This window comes from Leucobacter alluvii (genome assembly GCF_039530485.1).
Classification (GTDB): Bacteria; Actinomycetota; Actinomycetes; order Actinomycetales; family Microbacteriaceae; genus Leucobacter; species Leucobacter alluvii.
This window is the reverse complement of sequence record NZ_BAAAOP010000012.1, coordinates 199,963-215,490: the sequence shown is the minus strand read 5'-3', so window position 1 is coordinate 215,490 and position 15,528 is coordinate 199,963. Positions and strand designations below refer to the sequence as shown.

At 68.3% G+C, this 15,528-nt stretch carries 12 protein-coding genes; 9 read left to right on the top strand and 3 right to left on the bottom strand.

What is annotated here, in order from left to right:
* The first annotated feature begins 112 nt into the window (after positions 1 to 112).
* From ABFX18_RS12255 to ABFX18_RS12245, 3 genes are all read left to right on the top strand, one after another.
* Complete coding sequence (locus ABFX18_RS12255) at positions 113 to 409, top strand: hypothetical protein (protein ID WP_090146952.1); 297 nt, start codon at positions 113 to 115, stop codon at positions 407 to 409.
* Positions 410 to 592: 183 nt separating this feature from the next.
* Positions 593 to 1,729: a CAF17-like 4Fe-4S cluster assembly/insertion protein YgfZ gene (gene ygfZ, locus ABFX18_RS12250; protein WP_346058464.1), complete on the top strand. Its 1,137-nt coding sequence runs from the start codon at positions 593 to 595 to the stop codon at positions 1,727 to 1,729.
* A gap of 43 nt (positions 1,730 to 1,772) precedes the next feature.
* Complete coding sequence (locus ABFX18_RS12245; RefSeq protein WP_234037098.1) at positions 1,773 to 2,519, top strand: phosphoglyceromutase; 747 nt, start codon at positions 1,773 to 1,775, stop codon at positions 2,517 to 2,519.
* A gap of 85 nt (positions 2,520 to 2,604) precedes the next feature.
* Here the strand turns inward: ABFX18_RS12245 and ABFX18_RS12240 are convergent, their stop codons facing one another.
* Entirely contained in the window at positions 2,605 to 2,802 is a 198-nt protein-coding gene (locus ABFX18_RS12240) for a DUF3073 domain-containing protein (protein ID WP_090146959.1), read from the bottom strand.
* 129 nt (positions 2,803 to 2,931) lie between these two features.
* Between ABFX18_RS12240 and ABFX18_RS12235 the strand changes: the two genes are divergently transcribed.
* On the top strand, positions 2,932 to 3,561 hold the full coding sequence (locus tag ABFX18_RS12235; RefSeq protein ID WP_346058463.1) for a hypothetical protein: 630 nt from the start codon (positions 2,932 to 2,934) through the stop codon (positions 3,559 to 3,561).
* A gap of 73 nt (positions 3,562 to 3,634) precedes the next feature.
* Here the strand turns inward: ABFX18_RS12235 and ABFX18_RS12230 are convergent, their stop codons facing one another.
* Complete coding sequence (locus ABFX18_RS12230) at positions 3,635 to 4,939, bottom strand: DUF445 domain-containing protein (RefSeq protein WP_090146964.1); 1,305 nt, start codon at positions 4,937 to 4,939, stop codon at positions 3,635 to 3,637.
* Between the two features lie 83 nt (positions 4,940 to 5,022).
* On the opposite strand from ABFX18_RS12230, the gene ABFX18_RS12225 reads away from it, so the two are divergent.
* The 5 genes from ABFX18_RS12225 to ABFX18_RS12205 all read left to right on the top strand — a co-directional run bounded on the left by ABFX18_RS12225 (position 5,023) and on the right by ABFX18_RS12205 (position 14,929).
* Positions 5,023 to 9,150, top strand: a complete 4,128-nt coding sequence (locus ABFX18_RS12225) for an efflux RND transporter permease subunit (RefSeq protein ID WP_346058462.1) — start codon at positions 5,023 to 5,025, stop codon at positions 9,148 to 9,150.
* 2 nt (positions 9,151 to 9,152) lie between these two features.
* Positions 9,153 to 10,613: a DEAD/DEAH box helicase gene (locus ABFX18_RS12220; protein WP_346058461.1), complete on the top strand. Its 1,461-nt coding sequence runs from the start codon at positions 9,153 to 9,155 to the stop codon at positions 10,611 to 10,613.
* 243 nt (positions 10,614 to 10,856) lie between these two features.
* Entirely contained in the window at positions 10,857 to 12,947 is a 2,091-nt protein-coding gene (locus ABFX18_RS12215; RefSeq protein ID WP_346058460.1) for an acyl-CoA dehydrogenase family protein, read from the top strand.
* A gap of 77 nt (positions 12,948 to 13,024) precedes the next feature.
* Positions 13,025 to 14,002 (top strand): prolyl aminopeptidase, encoded by a 978-nt coding sequence (pip, locus tag ABFX18_RS12210; protein WP_346058459.1) that lies wholly within the window; start codon positions 13,025 to 13,027, stop codon positions 14,000 to 14,002.
* 9 nt (positions 14,003 to 14,011) lie between these two features.
* Positions 14,012 to 14,929, top strand: a complete 918-nt coding sequence (locus tag ABFX18_RS12205) for a glutaminase (protein ID WP_200329907.1) — start codon at positions 14,012 to 14,014, stop codon at positions 14,927 to 14,929.
* Here ABFX18_RS12205 and ABFX18_RS12200 read toward each other — a convergent pair.
* Positions 14,926 to 15,528, bottom strand: coding sequence for a hypothetical protein (locus tag ABFX18_RS12200; protein ID WP_346058458.1), 603 nt, complete (start codon positions 15,526 to 15,528; stop codon positions 14,926 to 14,928). The genes ABFX18_RS12205 and ABFX18_RS12200 overlap by 4 nt on opposite strands.

Below are 15,528 nucleotides of genomic sequence, written 5' to 3'. Positions count from 1 at the left end.
CTTCCTCGTCTCGTGGCCTGCACCAAATAGTACTGTGCGGCCTGTTTCGCCCCCGTTTCGCGAGTGTTTCGAGCTCGCCGGGCTGTTTCGCGGCGTGTGGAAGAATGGCGCAATGACCGAGATGCCCCCCGAGACCGCGGAGATGCCCGATGCGCACTCCTGGCACGTACCGCGGCTGATCCTCGCGTGGGCGGCGGCGGCCGTCATGGGCACGCTCGTCACCCTGCTCACCGCGCCAGAAGAACGCTTCTCGTGGCTCGTGCTCGCGGTGGGAGTCTCAGCGCTCGTGACGTTCGCACTGCAGCTCGGCACCGCGCAGCGCGAAGGGTTCATCACGCGCGTCTCGTTCAGCGTGGCGGGTTCGGTGGTCATCATCGCGATCATCGACGTGGTCGGACTCGTCCTCTAACTGAGAAGTCGCGCAGGCGATGTAGACTGTCGTCATGCTTCTCGCGCTCGAACTCTTCTACCTCGGCCTGCTCGGCCTGGCCTCACTCGCGATCGCCTGGGTGTCGGGCACGGTCATCTACAAGCTCTTCAAGGGACAGCGCTGAGCGTTCTCGAGAGTGACGCCGAGGGGCGCGGAGTCGACGTGACGCCGTTCTCCGAGCTGCCGGGGCGCGTTGCATCGGACGAGGGCGTGGCGTCGCACTACGGCGAGCCGCTGCTCGAGCAGCGAGCGCTGGAAGCGGGAGGCGCAATCGTCGACCTCTCGCATCACGGCATCGTCGTCGTATCGGGGGCGGATCGACTGAGTTGGCTGCACTCCATGACGAGTCAGCATCTGCTCGCGCTCCGACCGGGCGAGAGCACCGAGACGCTTCTGCTCGACCCGAACGGGCGAATCGAGCGCGCCGTGCGCGTCGTCGATGACGGTGAGCGGACGTGGCTGCTGGTCGACGCCGGCTCAGCGGCCCCCCTTGCTGCGTTCCTCACGCGAATGCGCTTCGCATTGCGCGTCGAGGTGGAGGACCGCAGCGAGAAGTACGCGACGGTGCTCGCCTTCGAGGGCGACGCACGCGACGCCCTGCACAGCCTCGGACCTGCGGCCGAGTGGCGAGACCCCTGGTCCGCGGTGGCACGCGGAGGCGTGCAGTACGCCCGGGACGATGCGGAGCACGCGGGTGCGCACTGGTCGGCCACCCACTTCGTCTTCGAACGCGAACGCCTCGCATCCGTGGTCGACCTCGTGACCCGCGGTGCCGTGCGCGCAGCGGGCGTGCTCGCACTCGATGCGCTCGAGGTGCGAGCGTGGCGACCCTCGCAGGCGGGAGACGTCGATGAACGCACGATTCCGCACGAGCTCGATTGGTTGCGCACCGCCGTCCACCTCACGAAGGGCTGCTACCGCGGTCAGGAGACCGTGGCGAAAGTGCACAACCTGGGGCATCCGCCCCGTCGTCTCGCGCTGCTCCACCTCGACGGCACCGGCGGTGAGCTGCCGGTGGCCGGAGCGCTCGTGTTCGCCGGGCCGGGTTCAGCCACGGAGCCGGGGGCACGGCCGGTCGGCCGCGTCACGCGCGCCGCGCTGCACCACGAGTGGGGCGGCATCGCTCTCGCACTCCTCAAGCGATCCGTCGCCGAAGACGTCGCACTCGAAGTCCGCGGCGGCCCGGAGGGCGCCGACCCGCAGGCCGCGCCGGGCGACCCGATCGCCGCAACGCAGGAGGTCATCGTTCCGTCGAGCGCCGGCGCTGCACGCTCGGTGCCGCGGTTGAAACGTCTATGAGCCGCGCGGCGGGGAGCGGTGGTCTCCCCATAGACTGGTGAGCATGACGAATACGTTGATCCTGCTCCGTCACGGGCAGAGCGAGTGGAACCAGAAGAACCTGTTCACCGGCTGGGTCGATGTGCGGCTCACCGACCAGGGGCGCGCCGAGGCGAAGCGCGGAGGCGAGCTGCTCGCCGAGGCAGGTCTGCTCCCCGATGTGCTGCACACCTCGCTGCTGAGCCGCGCGATTCAGACCGCTCACCTCGCACTCGACAGCGCCGATCGGCTCTGGGTCCCGGTTCGTCGTTCGTGGCGTCTCAACGAGCGGCATTACGGCGCCCTGCAGGGCCTCGACAAGGCTGAGACGCTGGAGAAGTACGGCGAGGAGCAGTTCATGGAGTGGCGGCGTTCGTTCGACACCCCGCCCCCCGCGCTCGACGACGCGAGCGAGTGGTCGCAGGCCGACGATCCGCGCTATGCCGACATCGACGGTGAGCGACCGAGGACCGAGTGCCTCGCCGACGTGATCGATCGCATGCTGCCCTACTGGGAGCAGAGCATTCTGCCCGACCTGAATGCCGGCAAGACGGTGCTCGTCACCGCGCACGGCAATTCACTCCGCGCACTCGTGAAGCACCTCGACGGGATCTCGGACACCGACATCGCCGGGGTGAACATCCCGACGGGTATGCCGCTCGTCTACGACATCAACGCGGATGGGACGCCGAACGGCGCCGGACGCTACCTCGACCCGGAAGCCGCTGCAGCCGGAGCGGCAGCCGTCGCCGCGCAGGGCAAGGGCGCCTGATCACCCACTCAAGCTATGAGTAAGGGCCCCTCCTGCCGGAGGGGCCCTTACTCGTCAAGCCAAAGCGCGCTGTGCGAACCGAGAATCAATCCTCGTCGTCATCGTCCGCGTTGTACTTACTGGCATATTCCGCCCAAGGGTCTTCCTCTCGCACTCGAGACGCCTCTGCAGCCTCAGCCGCTGAGAGTTCCTGTTGCAGCGCAGAGTAGTTCGTGTCGGGGCTGAAATACTTCAGCTCCCTGGCGACCTTGGTGTGCTTTGCCTTCTGACGGCCGCGCCCCATGCGTGACCCCCTTACACAGTCGGGCCCCGCGAGATGTGATCCCCGAGGCAGATACCAGTTCATAGACGTATGGTGCAGATTCTAGCATGATGAACCTGCGCGACGAATGCAGCGCGTTAGCATGTGGACATGTCTTCGACGCGCGTCCGCCCCTCCAGAATCGTGCTCGTCGCGCTCCTGATCGTGGCCGCTCTGGTGCTGGTCGCAGTCGTCGCCGTGACCGCGCCCATCCTGCTCCATCGCAGTGCAGGGGGCTCCGGTCAGGAGATTCCCGCGGACATCGTGCCCGAGACGTCCGCGCGTGGCGCGGATGGGCGAGTGAGAACTCTGAGCGCCTTCGACGAGAACGGGCCGGCGAAGCTCGACGCGGTGAAGCCGGGTGAAGCGATCCGGATCGAGGGCTCCGGCTTCGATGCCGGTATCGGCATATACGTCGCGGTCTGCGCGATTCCCGAGGTGACCGGTGAGAAACCAGGACCCTGCCTCGGAGGGATACCGGAGGGCGCCGAGACCGGTGACGTGGACGACTCCCAGCTGACGAGCGCATGGGTGACGAACGACTGGGCCTGGCGCAATTTCGCGACGCACCGGTACGCGGATGCAACCGCGGGCGACTTCTCGGTGACGCTCACCATGCCCGAAGCGTCGGGAGAAGGCCTCGACTGCCGGGAGACGCGATGCGCGATCGCGACGCGCGCCGACCACACTGCCGCCGCGGATCGCGTGCAGGACCTCCTGCTCCCGATCGCCTACGAGTGAGGCGATCCCTCCCGCTGCCGGGGAGACCGGGCGTGCGGGGGCGCGTGCGTCGCGTCCGCGATCCGGCCGGCGGCTAGTGGGAGATGCCGGCCAGGGGCGCGATCACGAGGGTCGCCATCGCGTAGATGGCGAGGCCGGCGAGCGAGCCGACCACGGTGCCGTTGATGCGGATGAACTGCAGATCCTTGCCGACCTGGAGCTCGATCTTCTCCGCCGCCTCCCGTGCATCCCACCGCTGCACGGTCTCTGAGATGACGTTGGCGAGGTCGTGCCGGTACGTGCGCACGAGACGCTCGACGACTTCCATCACCCAGACGTCGATCTTGTACTGCAGCGTCGCATCCTCCTGCAGCTTGAGCCCGAAATCCTGCGCAGCGCGCACCATGCGAGTGCGGAGATCGCTCTCGGCGTCTTCGAGCATCTCGACGATGGCGGCGCGAGCGGTCTGCCACGTGCTCTGCGCGAGCGCCCTGATGCGCGGGCTGTCGAAGACACCGTGCTTGAACGCTTCGAGCTGCCCCTGCAAGCGCTCCTGCGACTGCAGGTCTCCCGCGAGGTCGGACAGGAACTTGCTCATGGCGATGCGGAAGGGATGATCGCGCTCGACGGCGACGCTCTGCACGAAGCGAACGGCCTCGGTGTGCAGACGGTGGTCGACGAACCGGTCGACGATGCCCGGCATCCACGACGGCAGCCGCGACGACACGACGCGGTCGAACGCGTCCGGATGCTCCACGAGCCACCCTTCGAGGCGCTCGGCGGCGATGTCGAGCAGCGCCTCGTGGTGGCCCCCGGCGACGAACGATTCCGCCGCTCGCCCGAGCAGCGGGCTCCATTCGGGATCGATGACGTGGCGACGCACGAGCACCTCGAGAAGCTCCTGCACATCGTCGTCATCGAGCACCGCGAGCGCGCCGAGGCTCGCAGTCGCCACCATGGCGCTCACCCGCTCGGCGTTCTGACGTTCCACGAGCCATTCACCGGCCCGCCGCGCTCCGCTGATCTGGGAGAGCTTGTCGTGCACGACGTCCTCGGCGAGGAAGTTCTCCTCGACGAAGGAGCCGAGCCCCTCGCCGATGTCGTCCTTCTTCTGCGAGATGAGATTGGTGTGCGGGATCTTGATCCCGAGCGGATGCCGGAACAGTGCGGTGACGGCGAACCAATCGGCAAGGGCGCCGACCATTCCTCCTTCGCTCGCGGCGCGGACGAAGCCCCAACCGGGGAAGCGCGACTGCAAGATGAATGAGACCACGAAGAGCACCGCCATCGCGATGAGCAGGCCGACGGCGATGGCCTGCATGCGTCTCAATTCGGCGAGGCGCTGGAAGTCGACGGGGGATACGGCACCGAGCGTTCGGCGGGTGCGGGGCTGCGGCATTCCAGTATTATCTCCCCTCCGGCGCGGGAGAGGCCACACCGGTGCCGCATCGGGAGCGGGTGCTGCATGGGATAATCAAGCCCATGCACCTCCTTACGGCGCTGAGCCTCAAGAACCGCGCGCTGATCGCGCTCGTCACGATCGTCGCAGCCGTGTTCGGGGTGATCGGAGCCGGATCGCTCAAGCAAGAACTCATGCCGTCGGTGCAGTTCCCGACCATCGCGGTGGTGACGAGCTACCCGGGCGCTTCTCCTGAGGTCGTCAACAACGACGTCTCGATGCCGATCGAGACCGCCTTGCGCGGAGTGCCGCAGCTCGAGACCTCTTCGGCGACGTCGAGCACGGGAACGTCTACGGTGCTCGCAGAATTCACCTATGGCGTCGATCTCGCCTCGACGGAGCAGAAGGTCGAGCGGGCGATCAGCCGCATCTCCCAGGTGCTCCCGGAAGCCGCGGACACGCAAGTGCTCTCCGGCACCATCGATGACTTCCCCGTGATCCAGATCGCGGTGACTCCCGCCGAAGGGGAGGACCTGCAGTCGACCGCGGCACTGGTCGAGCGCACCGCGATCCCCGACCTCTCAGACCTCGACGGCGTTCGCGACGCGCAGCTGAGCGGCGCACGACCCGAGCGGGTCACGATCCAGCCGAATCTCGAAGCCCTCGCGGCACAGGGTCTGAGCCCGCAGTCCATCACCGACACGCTGCAGCAGAGCGGCGTGCTGATCGCCGCAGGATCGGTGACCGAGGGGGATCGAACCCTCGCCGTGCAAGCGGGCACCGAGCTCGAATCGGCCGATGAGATCGCCGCGCTCCCCATCGCGCTGGGCGCCGAGCAGCTGGCTGCGCAGCAGCAGGCTCCGCAATCCCCCGGTCAGCTCGACGGCGAGGCAGCGGCGCCCGCCGCGCCGGTGACGATCGGCGCGGTCGCCGACGTCCGTCTCGAGCCCGGGCCGGAGCAGAGCATCTCGCGAGTGGACGGCGCGCCGGCGCTGACGATCGGCGTCACGAAGACCTCTGCGGCGAACACGGTGGACGTCTCGCACGCCGTGCAGGAGAAGCTCGATGAGCTGCAGGATCAGCTCGGCGGCGCGAAGCTGACCGTGATCTTCGATCAGGCGCCGTACGTCGAGCAGTCGATCGAGACGCTCACCACAGAAGGCCTGCTGGGGCTCGTCTTCGCGGTGCTCGTGATCCTCGTCTTCCTGATGTCGATCCGAGCGACGCTCGTGACGGCGATCTCGATTCCGACCTCGGTGCTGCTCACCTTCGTCGGCCTGAACTTCGCCGATTACACGCTCAACCTGCTCACGCTGGGCGCCTTGACGATCTCGATCGGTCGCGTCGTCGACGATTCGATCGTCGTGATCGAGAACATCAAGCGCCACCTCGCCGATGGAGGGGAGCGGTCGGCGGTGATCATCGGCGCCGTGCGAGAGGTGGCTGGAGCGATCACGGCGTCGACCGTGACGACCGTCGCCGTCTTCCTGCCGATGGCCTTCGTCGCTGGGATGGTGGGTGAGCTCTTCCGGCCGTTCGCATTCACGGTGACGATCGCTCTGGTCGCGTCGTTGCTCGTGTCGCTCACGATCGTGCCGGTGCTCGCCTACTGGTTCCTGCGCACGGGCCCGTCGCGGCGTCGACGCGGGTTCGTCACCGCCGGGAGCGGCGTCGACACCGGCGCGGGCGCCGTCGCGGACGAGCAGCCGCGCAGCTCCGGTGCGGAGATCGATGCGCACCCGACGGCGTTGCAGCGCCGGTACCGACCCATCATCGAGTGGACCCTGCGTCGCCCGGCGATCACGCTGCTCATCGCGGTCGTCGTGTTCGCCGGGACGCTCGCCGCGAGCCCGTTCATGAAGACGAGCTTCCTCGGATCCGACGAGCAGAACTCGGTCGGTCTCGTGCAGAACCTCGCGCCAGGCACCAGTCTCGAGGCGCAGCTCGCGCAGGCGGAGGACGTCGAGCAGGCGTTGAACGAGGTCTCCGAGATCGAGAGCGTGCAGGTGACGATCGGCAGCGCAGGCGGAGCCGGAGCGCTGTTCGGCGGCGGCGGCGGCGATGGCGCCGTGAACTACGCGATCACGACTGACCCGGACGCCGACCAGGCTCGCGTGCAAGACGACATCCGCGCCGCCGTGGACCAGCTCGAGGGCGCCGGGGAGTTCTCGCTGGGGCAGTCAGGAGGAGGCGTGACCTCGTCCAGTGCGATCGAGGTCGACGTCACGGCCCCGGATCAGGAGACCCTGGCCGAAGCGAGTGACGCAGTCGTCGCCGCACTGCAGGACGAGAGCAGTCTGCAGCAGGTCGAGAGCGACCTGGGTGCATCGCGCGAGTTCCTCCGCATCGCGGTCGACCGCACGCTCGCGGCGCAGGCCGGCCTCACCGAGGCGGGCGTCGCCGGCCAGGTCGCGCAGCAGATGCAGCCCGCTCAGATCGGTACGATCACGATGGACGCCGACACCGTTTCGGTGTACCTCGCCAACGCTGTGGCGCCGACGGACCCGACAGGCGTCGCCGCGCTCACGATCCAGACCGCGGCCGGCCCGCAGCCGCTGAGCAGCCTCGCCCTCGTGGAGGTCGCGGACGGGCCGGTGACCGTGCGCACGGAGGACGGCGTGCGATCCGTCACAGTATCGGCGTTGCCGAAGGGCGACGACCTCGGCACGGCGAGCGCCGAGGTCACTGCCGCGCTCGAGCCCCTCGAACTTCCCGCGGGTGCGAGCGCGAGCGTCGGAGGCGTGCTCTCGCAGCAGGCCGATGCCTTCCAGCAGCTCGGACTCGCGCTGCTGGCCGCCATCCTCATCGTGTACGTGGTGATGGTCGCGACCTTCCGCAGCCTGCTGCAACCGCTGCTGCTCCTGATCTCCGTACCCTTCGCTGCGACGGGGGCCATCCTGCTGCTCATCGTCACCGGCATCCCGCTGGGCGTCGCGTCGCTGATCGGTGTGCTCATGCTCATCGGCATCGTCGTGACGAACGCGATCGTGCTCATCGACCTCGTGAATCAGTATCGAATGCGCGGAGACGCCCTCCGCGATGCCGTGCTGCACGGATCCCTGCAGCGACTCCGCCCGATCGTGATGACCGCGCTCGCCACGATCCTCGCGCTCACCCCGATGGCGCTCGGCATCACCGGAAAGGGCGGCTTCATCTCCCAGCCGCTCGCGGTCGTGGTGATCGGCGGTCTGCTCTCCTCGACCGTGTTGACGCTCGTCGTGCTCCCGACGCTCTACTACCTCGTGGAACGCCGCCGCGAGCGCGGGCCCCGTCGCGGCGGCCCGTCGAATCGCCGTCGAGGCCCGGCGCTCGGCCCCGTCCCGGCTGCGGCGCTCGCTGGTGCGGGTGGAGCGGCCGGTGCCGGTGCGGCGGCCGGTGCGGCTGCGGTGACCGGTGCGGGCGCGGCGACCGGAGGCGTTGCCGCACACACGTCGCATGCCGACCACGGTGAGGGTCGCGTCGAAGACGCCCTCGACGTCGAGCCTGCCGCCGACGACGACGCGACATCGGCGCCGGGCATCGATCCCGTCATCGCCCCGCCCGAGCCGGTTCCCGCGGTATCGCGCGACAGCGACACCGCGTACCCGGAGCAGGCGCTGGTCGTGCCTGACGAGACCCCCGCCCACGGAATCGCAGAGTCGACGGGACTCCTGCCCGAGGCAGTGCCCGCTGCCGAACATGCAGCGGGACGCACCGCAGATCTCTCTGAGGAGACCCCGTCCGATTCCGAAGACGCTCCGGTCACCATCGAGCCGGCGACCGTGAACGAGCCGATGGGGCCGTCCACGCAGCAGATGTCGCTCGATCTGGATCGACTCGGCTTCACCGGGGATGACAACCCGCTGACCGATCTCAGAGCGGTCGACGGGACGGATCACGCGTCCTCCTCGCACCCCGCGCCCGTCGTTCCCCCCGTGAGCCGGCTCTTCGCGGCCGACGCCGCTCGCGATCCGGCGGTCGAGAGCCTCACCGACGCGTCACCCGTTTCGGACGTAGCGACAGGCTCCGACGACGAGGTCGAGGCGGAGGCGGAGATCGAGACGGACGTGGAGCCGAGCGAACCGGCGCCCCCGATCACGGGAGAGCTCGACTGGGAGCAGCTCATGTGGCAGGCGACGCAGGAGGTCGACGAAGCGGATCCCTCCAGTGACGCCACCGAGACCGACGATCGGGATCCCCGCCCGCGCACCGACCCGGGGGAGACCCGCTAACCATGGCGCAGAAGCGACGCGGCGGCTTCAAGCCGCCCGCCAACTACGATCCCAACCGGAAACCGAAGGGAGCCGGCGGGCATCGTGGACGCCGGACCGAGCCTGGAGTCGCACCCGTGGAGCGCGCCAAGCGAGCCGAGAAGGACGCGCCCGGGCCGACGAAGGAGCGCGCAGCGTCGTCGCCCGTTCAGCCCAGGAGTGCCGTTCCGGCGCAACGTCTTGACGCTCGACGCACCACAGCAGCCGATGTGGCCGGTCTCGCCTTCGGTGATCTCGGGCTCGGCGGCAATCTCGTCCGGGTCCTCGGCGAGCTCGGGGCGGATCGGCCGTTTCCCATTCAGGCGGCGACGATTCCCGACGCGATCGACGGTCGTGACGTGCTCGGCCGTGCCCGAACCGGGTCGGGCAAGACGATCGCCTTCGGCGCTGCACTGGTCGAGCGTCTTCTGCGGCTGAAAGCTCAGGGCGCCTTCGCGTCGGACCCGAAGCCGTCCGCGGCGAAGAAGCAGCGCGGCGTGCGCGACACGCGTCTCGCCACCAGAAAGCCGAAGGCGCTGATCCTCGCCCCGACGCGCGAGCTCGCGCTCCAGATCGATCGCACGGTGCAGCCGCTCGCGCGTTCCGTCGGCTTCTACACCGCTCAGCTCGTCGGCGGCGTGCCGGTGGACCCGCAGATCCACGCGCTGCAGCGCGGCGTCGACATCGTGATCGGAACCCCGGGTCGGGTGGAGGATCTCGTCACCCGCCGGCGTCTCGACCTGCGGGAGGTGCTCGTCTCGGTCATCGATGAGGCGGACCACATGTGCGACCTCGGCTTTCTGGAGCCCGTGCAGGGCGTTCTGCGTCAGACGGCTCGCGGCGGTCAGCGGCTGCTGTTCTCGGCGACCCTCGACGCCTCGGTGTCGGCGCTCGTCGCCGAGTTCCTCGACGATCCCGCCGTCCATGAAGCCGAGGAGGCGGCGGCGATGCCGGTGGAGCACCGGGTGTTCGTGGTGCGACGGGCGCACAAGGACGAGGTCATCACCGAACTCGCGTCGGCGCACGGTCGCACCATCGTCTTCTGCCGCACTCGTGCGTACGCAGAGCAGGTCGCTGAGATGCTCTCCACGGCCGGGCTCAAGGTGACAGCGCTCCACGGCAACCTGAGCCAAGCGCGCCGAGAGCTCAACCTCGCGAAGTTCACGTCGGGCAAGGCGTCCGTGCTCGTCGCCACCGATGTCGCCGCGAGAGGGCTCCACGTCGACGACGTCGATCTCGTGGTGCAGGCCGATCCGCCAGAGGACGCGAAAGTGTATCTGCACCGTGCGGGTCGCACCGCGCGCGCGGGCAAGACGGGGAGCGTCGTGCTCGTGATTCCCCCGACGCGCCAGGCGCGCACGAGAGAGATGCTCGACGAGGTGGATGTCGGGGCGTCGTTCTTCGGAGAGGTGGAGCCGGGATTCGGAAAGCGGTTCCTGCGCTGACCGCTCGTGCGCGTCGCGCTGCCCTGCATCACGCCGGACTGCGCTCATCGGCGATTGACGATATCGCCAGCTGAGTTCCGTCGAGTTTGGAGGGTGTGCACAAGGGTGGCGGGGCCGTGGCCCGTCTCAGTTTGTGTGTGCGACCCGCTCCGCTTGGCAGTCTCAGAGGTCGACTTTAGGCTGACAGCATCAACGGGGCTCGCCAAGCAGGGCCGTCCCGCCTGTCATCTCGAAGGAGTTCCGATGGCCGAACGCAGCTCGTCGTCCCACCCCCGAATCGACACCGCAGCCGTGAGCGACGCGCTGCTCGGCAAATGGAAGACGGAGCGACTGGAGTCGCGCAAGCTCGCAGCCGATCCGAGGCTGCACACCGTTCCCGGGCAGTCGATGGACGACCATCGTGAGCGAGCCCTCGAGCAGCTGAGCATTCTCGTCGAGGCCGGAGCCATCCAGCGCGCGTTCCCCACCGCCGTCGGCGGGAGCGATAACCACGGGGGCAACATCGCTGCATTCCAGGAGCTCGTGCTCGCGGATCCTTCGCTGCAGATCAAGAGCGGCGTGCAATGGGGGCTCTTCGGCGCTGCGATCCTGCATCTCGGCACCGCCAAGCATCACGAGCAGTGGCTCCCCGACGTCATCAATCTGCAGACCCCTGGCGCGTTCGCGATGACCGAGATCGGCCACGGATCCGATGTCGCTTCGATCGGCACGACCGCGACCTACGATGCCACGACGGAGGAGTTCGAGATCCACACGCCGTTCGCGGGTGCGTGGAAGGACTACCTCGGCAACGCGGCGCTGCACGGACGGGCAGCGGTGGTCTTCGCCCAGCTCATCACCCTCGGGGTGAATCACGGCGTGCACGCGTTCTACGTGCCGATCCGCACCCCCGACGGGGAGATGCTGCCCGGCGTCGGCAGCGAGGACGACGGGGTCAAGGGCGGGCTGAACGGGATCGACAACGGCCGCCTGCACTTCACCCACGTGCGCGTGCCGCGCGAGAACCTCCTCAACCGGTACGGCGATGTCGCGCCGGACGGCACCTACTCGTCCGAGATCGAGAGCCCGGGGCGTCGCTTCTTCACGATGATCGGCACGCTCGTGCAGGGCCGCGTCTCGCTCGACGGGTCGGCCGTGCGCGCGATGCAGGCGGCTCTCGGCATCGCCATCCGCTACGGCAGCGAGCGACGGCAGTTCCCCGGCGCCTCCGGGCGTGAGACGGTGCTGCTCGACTACGGTCTGCACCAACGGCGCCTGATTCCTCGCCTCGCGCAGACGTACGCGATGCAGTTCGCTGACGAGCGCCTCCTGACCGTCTTCGACGAGGTCTTCTCAGGAGCGAAAGACACGGATGAGAATCGCGAGGACCTCGAGACGCTCGCGGCTGCGTTCAAGCCGCTGTCGACCTGGGCCGCACTCGACACACTGCAAGAGGCGCGCGAGGCTTGCGGCGGCGCCGGCTTCATTGCGAAGAACCGCATCGTCGGCCTCCGCGCCGATCTCGACATCTACGTGACATTCGAGGGCGACAACAACGTGCTGCTGCAACTGGTCGGCAAGCGATTGCTCAGCGACTACGCCGCCCAGTTCAAGAACGCCGACCGTGCGACGCTCACCCGCGCTGCCGTGAATCAGATCGGTGATCGCGTGAGCCGGTTCGGGCTGCGCCGAGTCGGGCAGAGCATCGCGGATTTCGGGCAGATCGCCCGCTCGATCGAGAGCATGCGCTCGCCGGAAGCGCAGCGAGAGCTGCTCGCTGATCGGGTGCAGACGATGGTCGGCGACATCGCGCTCGCTCTGCGCGACGCGACGAAGGGCATTCCGAAGGAAGACGGCCGAGCCCGAGCCGTCGCCAGCGAGAACGCCTTCAACGCGCAGCAGTACAAGCTCATCGAGGCGGCGCGCGCCCACGGTGAGCTGCTGCAGTGGGAGGCCTTCACCGACGCGCTCGAGAAGATCGCCGACGCGGGATCTCGACAGGTGCTGACATGGCTGCGAGATCTGTTCGGTCTCGGGATCATCGAGCGAAACGCCGCCTGGTACCTCACGGCCGGGCGTATCTCTCCCCACCGCGCAGAATCCGTCGCGGCCTACGTGGATCGGCTCATCAGCCGACTGCGCCCGCATGCGCTCGACCTCGTCGAGCCGTTCGGCCTCACCCCCGAACTGCTGCGCGCGGAGATCGCGACGGGGATCGAAGCGGAGCGGCAGCAGGAGGCGCACGACTACGTCGAGGCGCAGCGCGCCGCCGGGACGTGGCCGGTGCACGAGAAGGAGCTGCGGAAGCAGCGGCAGGCCGCCGAGCGCGAGAGCCGGCAGGCGAAAGCCAGCTGACCGAGGCGCCGGAGCCCACTGGAGTCGGGATGCCGGATGCGACTTCGAGCGCGACCGTTGCTCGTTAGGGTGGGGGTATGACCGAATCGCTGCGCGAACTGTACCCGACCATCGAGCCCTACGCTCACGGCATGCTCGATGTCGGGGACGGGCACTCCGTGTACTGGGAGACCTGCGGGAATCCGGATGGCAAGCCGGTCGTCTTCCTGCACGGAGGGCCCGGCGGAGGGTGCGCTCCGGATCATCGCCGGTACTTCGATCCGGAACGCTATCGGATCGTGCTGTTCGACCAGCGCGGGTGCGGCCGCAGCGTGCCGCACGCGAGCGCGCCCGACGCCGATCTCTCATCGAACACCACCTGGCATCTCGTCGCCGACATCGAACGGCTGCGGGAGTCGCTCGACATCGAGCAGTGGCAGGTATTCGGCGGATCCTGGGGCTCGACGCTCGCGCTCGCCTACGCCCAGACCCACGCGGAGCGGGTGACCGAACTCGTGCTGCGCGGCATCTTCACACTGCGGAAGAGCGAAATCCGTTGGTTCTACCAGGACGGCGCGTCGCATCTCTTCCCCGACGTGTGGGAGGAGTACCTCTCGGTGATCCCTGAGGCGGAGCGCGGTGATCTGGTTGCGGCATACCACCGGCGCCTGTTCGACGAGGACCCTGCGGTGCACGTGCCGGCCGGCCTCGCCTGGACCGTGTGGGAGAACTCGACCATCCGGCTCATCCCCGACCTCGCGGGCATCGCGAAGGTGCGCGAGGACGCGGCCAGCGCCGTCGCCTTCGCGCGGATCGAGAACCACTACTTCTCGAACGCCGGGTGGCTCGATGAGGGGCAGCTGATCCGAGACGCCGCAGCGAGGCTCGCGGGCATCCCGGGTGTGATCGTGCAGGGCCGCTACGACGCGTGCACCCCGCCGGAGACAGCCTGGGATCTCCACCGCGCGTGGCCCGAAGCGCGGTTCGAGATGATTCCCGACGCGGGTCATGCCGCGAGCGAGCCGGGCATCGTCGACGCGCTCGTGCGCGCCACCGATCGCTTCGCCACGGCCTGAGTGACGCCGATGACGATCGATCTCCAAGAACTCGTCGAGGATGTGCACGAGGCCGTCCGACCACTCATCGGCTCGGGCAGCGTCGCTGACTACATCCCCCGTCTCGCCGCGGTGAACCCCGATCACTTCGGCATCTCCGTGATGATGACCGATGGCACCCAGGTCTCGTCGGGCGATGCCGACGTCGAGTTCTCCATCCAGAGCATCTCGAAGGTCTTCTCGCTCGCGCTGGTGATGGCGGGAGACGGCGACGAGATCTGGCAGCGGGTGGACCGCGAGCCCTCCGGCGCGGCATTCAACTCGTTGGCGCAGCTCGAGTACAAGCGCGGTATTCCGCGCAACCCCTTCATGAACGCGGGCGCTCTCGTCGTCGCCGATCACCTGCTGTCACTGACGCCGGACGCGGAGGATCCCGTGCTCGATTTCGTGCGCACGGAATCGGGCAACCCCGACATCTCGATCGACGCGCTCACGGCCGCGTCCGAACTCGCGCACGCCGATCGCAACTCCTCGATCTCGCACCTGCTGCGGAGCTTCGGCAACCTGATCAACGATGTGGACGCGGTGCTCGACCGGTACGTGCGTCAGTGCTCGATCGCGATGAGCTGCACGGACCTCGCTGCGGCTGGGGCGTTCCTCGCTCGACGCGGCGAGAGCGCCGATGGCCGTCACCTGCTCAGCGGGAACCAGACGAAGCGCGTGAACGCCGTCATGCTCACCTCGGGGTTCTACGACGCTGCAGGCGAGTTCGCCTATCGCGTCGGCCTTCCCGGGAAATCGGGCGTCGGCGGCGGCATTCTCGCCATCGTTCCCGATGTGTGCTCGATCTGCGTGTGGGGTCCCGGCCTCGACTCCTCCGGCAACTCGCTCATCGGGATGGCGGCGCTCGACGAGCTCACGTCGCGCACCGGCTGGTCGATCTTCTAGGTCGCGGCCTGGAGCGACGCGAGCGCGGGCACGCCGACCCCGCCGTCGGCGCTTGCGCCGACCGAGATGACCAGCAGGTCACCGGTGAACCCGTACCAGAGGAATCGTTGCGAGAGACCCGGCTCGTCTTCCCATACGAACGTGGGCGATCCTGCAGTTTCGGTCTCGACGAACTCGGAGGCGCGGAGTTCCACCAGGAACGCATCTCGGGCATCAGCAGGCAGTTCGGCGACCATCAGCAGATTCAGGCCATCGGACTGCGGTATGCCCCACGAGCAGAACGACGTCTGCTCGGCCCGCGAGATCGCTTCCTGCGCCGACGGGCCCACTGCTCCAAGCAGCATGTCGCGGAACGGCCCCGAATCCGGCGTGAAGACGAACGCCGGTCCCAGCTTCTCATGCACCACATCGATGGGAACGAGCTGCTCGCATTCCGGAATCACGACGGGAGCCGGCTCGGTCTCAGGCGCGGGCTCCTCCGTCGGCGCGGGCTCCGAACTCGGCTTCTGCGACGGTTCCGACTCGCGAGACGACGAGGGCGACGCGGTGCGCTCGTCTGAGGCGCCGCTCTCGGGCGCGCACGATGCAAGACCCAGCAT

What these genes read in the sequence shown, in the direction of transcription:
- pip (WP_346058459.1), top strand. Translation starts at nt 13,025, where the DNA reads ATGACCGAATCGCTGCGCGAACTGTACCCGACCATCGAGCCCTACGCT.
- ABFX18_RS12220 (WP_346058461.1), top strand. Translation starts at nt 9,153, where the DNA reads ATGGCGCAGAAGCGACGCGGCGGCTTCAAGCCGCCCGCCAACTACGAT.
- ABFX18_RS12200 (WP_346058458.1), bottom strand. Translation starts at nt 15,528, where the DNA reads ATGCTGGGTCTTGCATCGTGCGCGCCCGAGAGCGGCGCCTCAGACGAG.
- ABFX18_RS12235 (WP_346058463.1), top strand. Translation starts at nt 2,932, where the DNA reads ATGTCTTCGACGCGCGTCCGCCCCTCCAGAATCGTGCTCGTCGCGCTC.
- ABFX18_RS12230 (WP_090146964.1), bottom strand. Translation starts at nt 4,939, where the DNA reads ATGCCGCAGCCCCGCACCCGCCGAACGCTCGGTGCCGTATCCCCCGTC.
- ABFX18_RS12215 (WP_346058460.1), top strand. Translation starts at nt 10,857, where the DNA reads ATGGCCGAACGCAGCTCGTCGTCCCACCCCCGAATCGACACCGCAGCC.
- ABFX18_RS12255 (WP_090146952.1), top strand. Translation starts at nt 113, where the DNA reads ATGACCGAGATGCCCCCCGAGACCGCGGAGATGCCCGATGCGCACTCC.
- ABFX18_RS12225 (WP_346058462.1), top strand. Translation starts at nt 5,023, where the DNA reads ATGCACCTCCTTACGGCGCTGAGCCTCAAGAACCGCGCGCTGATCGCG.
- ABFX18_RS12205 (WP_200329907.1), top strand. Translation starts at nt 14,012, where the DNA reads ATGACGATCGATCTCCAAGAACTCGTCGAGGATGTGCACGAGGCCGTC.
- ABFX18_RS12240 (WP_090146959.1), bottom strand. Translation starts at nt 2,802, where the DNA reads ATGGGGCGCGGCCGTCAGAAGGCAAAGCACACCAAGGTCGCCAGGGAG.
- ABFX18_RS12245 (WP_234037098.1), top strand. Translation starts at nt 1,773, where the DNA reads ATGACGAATACGTTGATCCTGCTCCGTCACGGGCAGAGCGAGTGGAAC.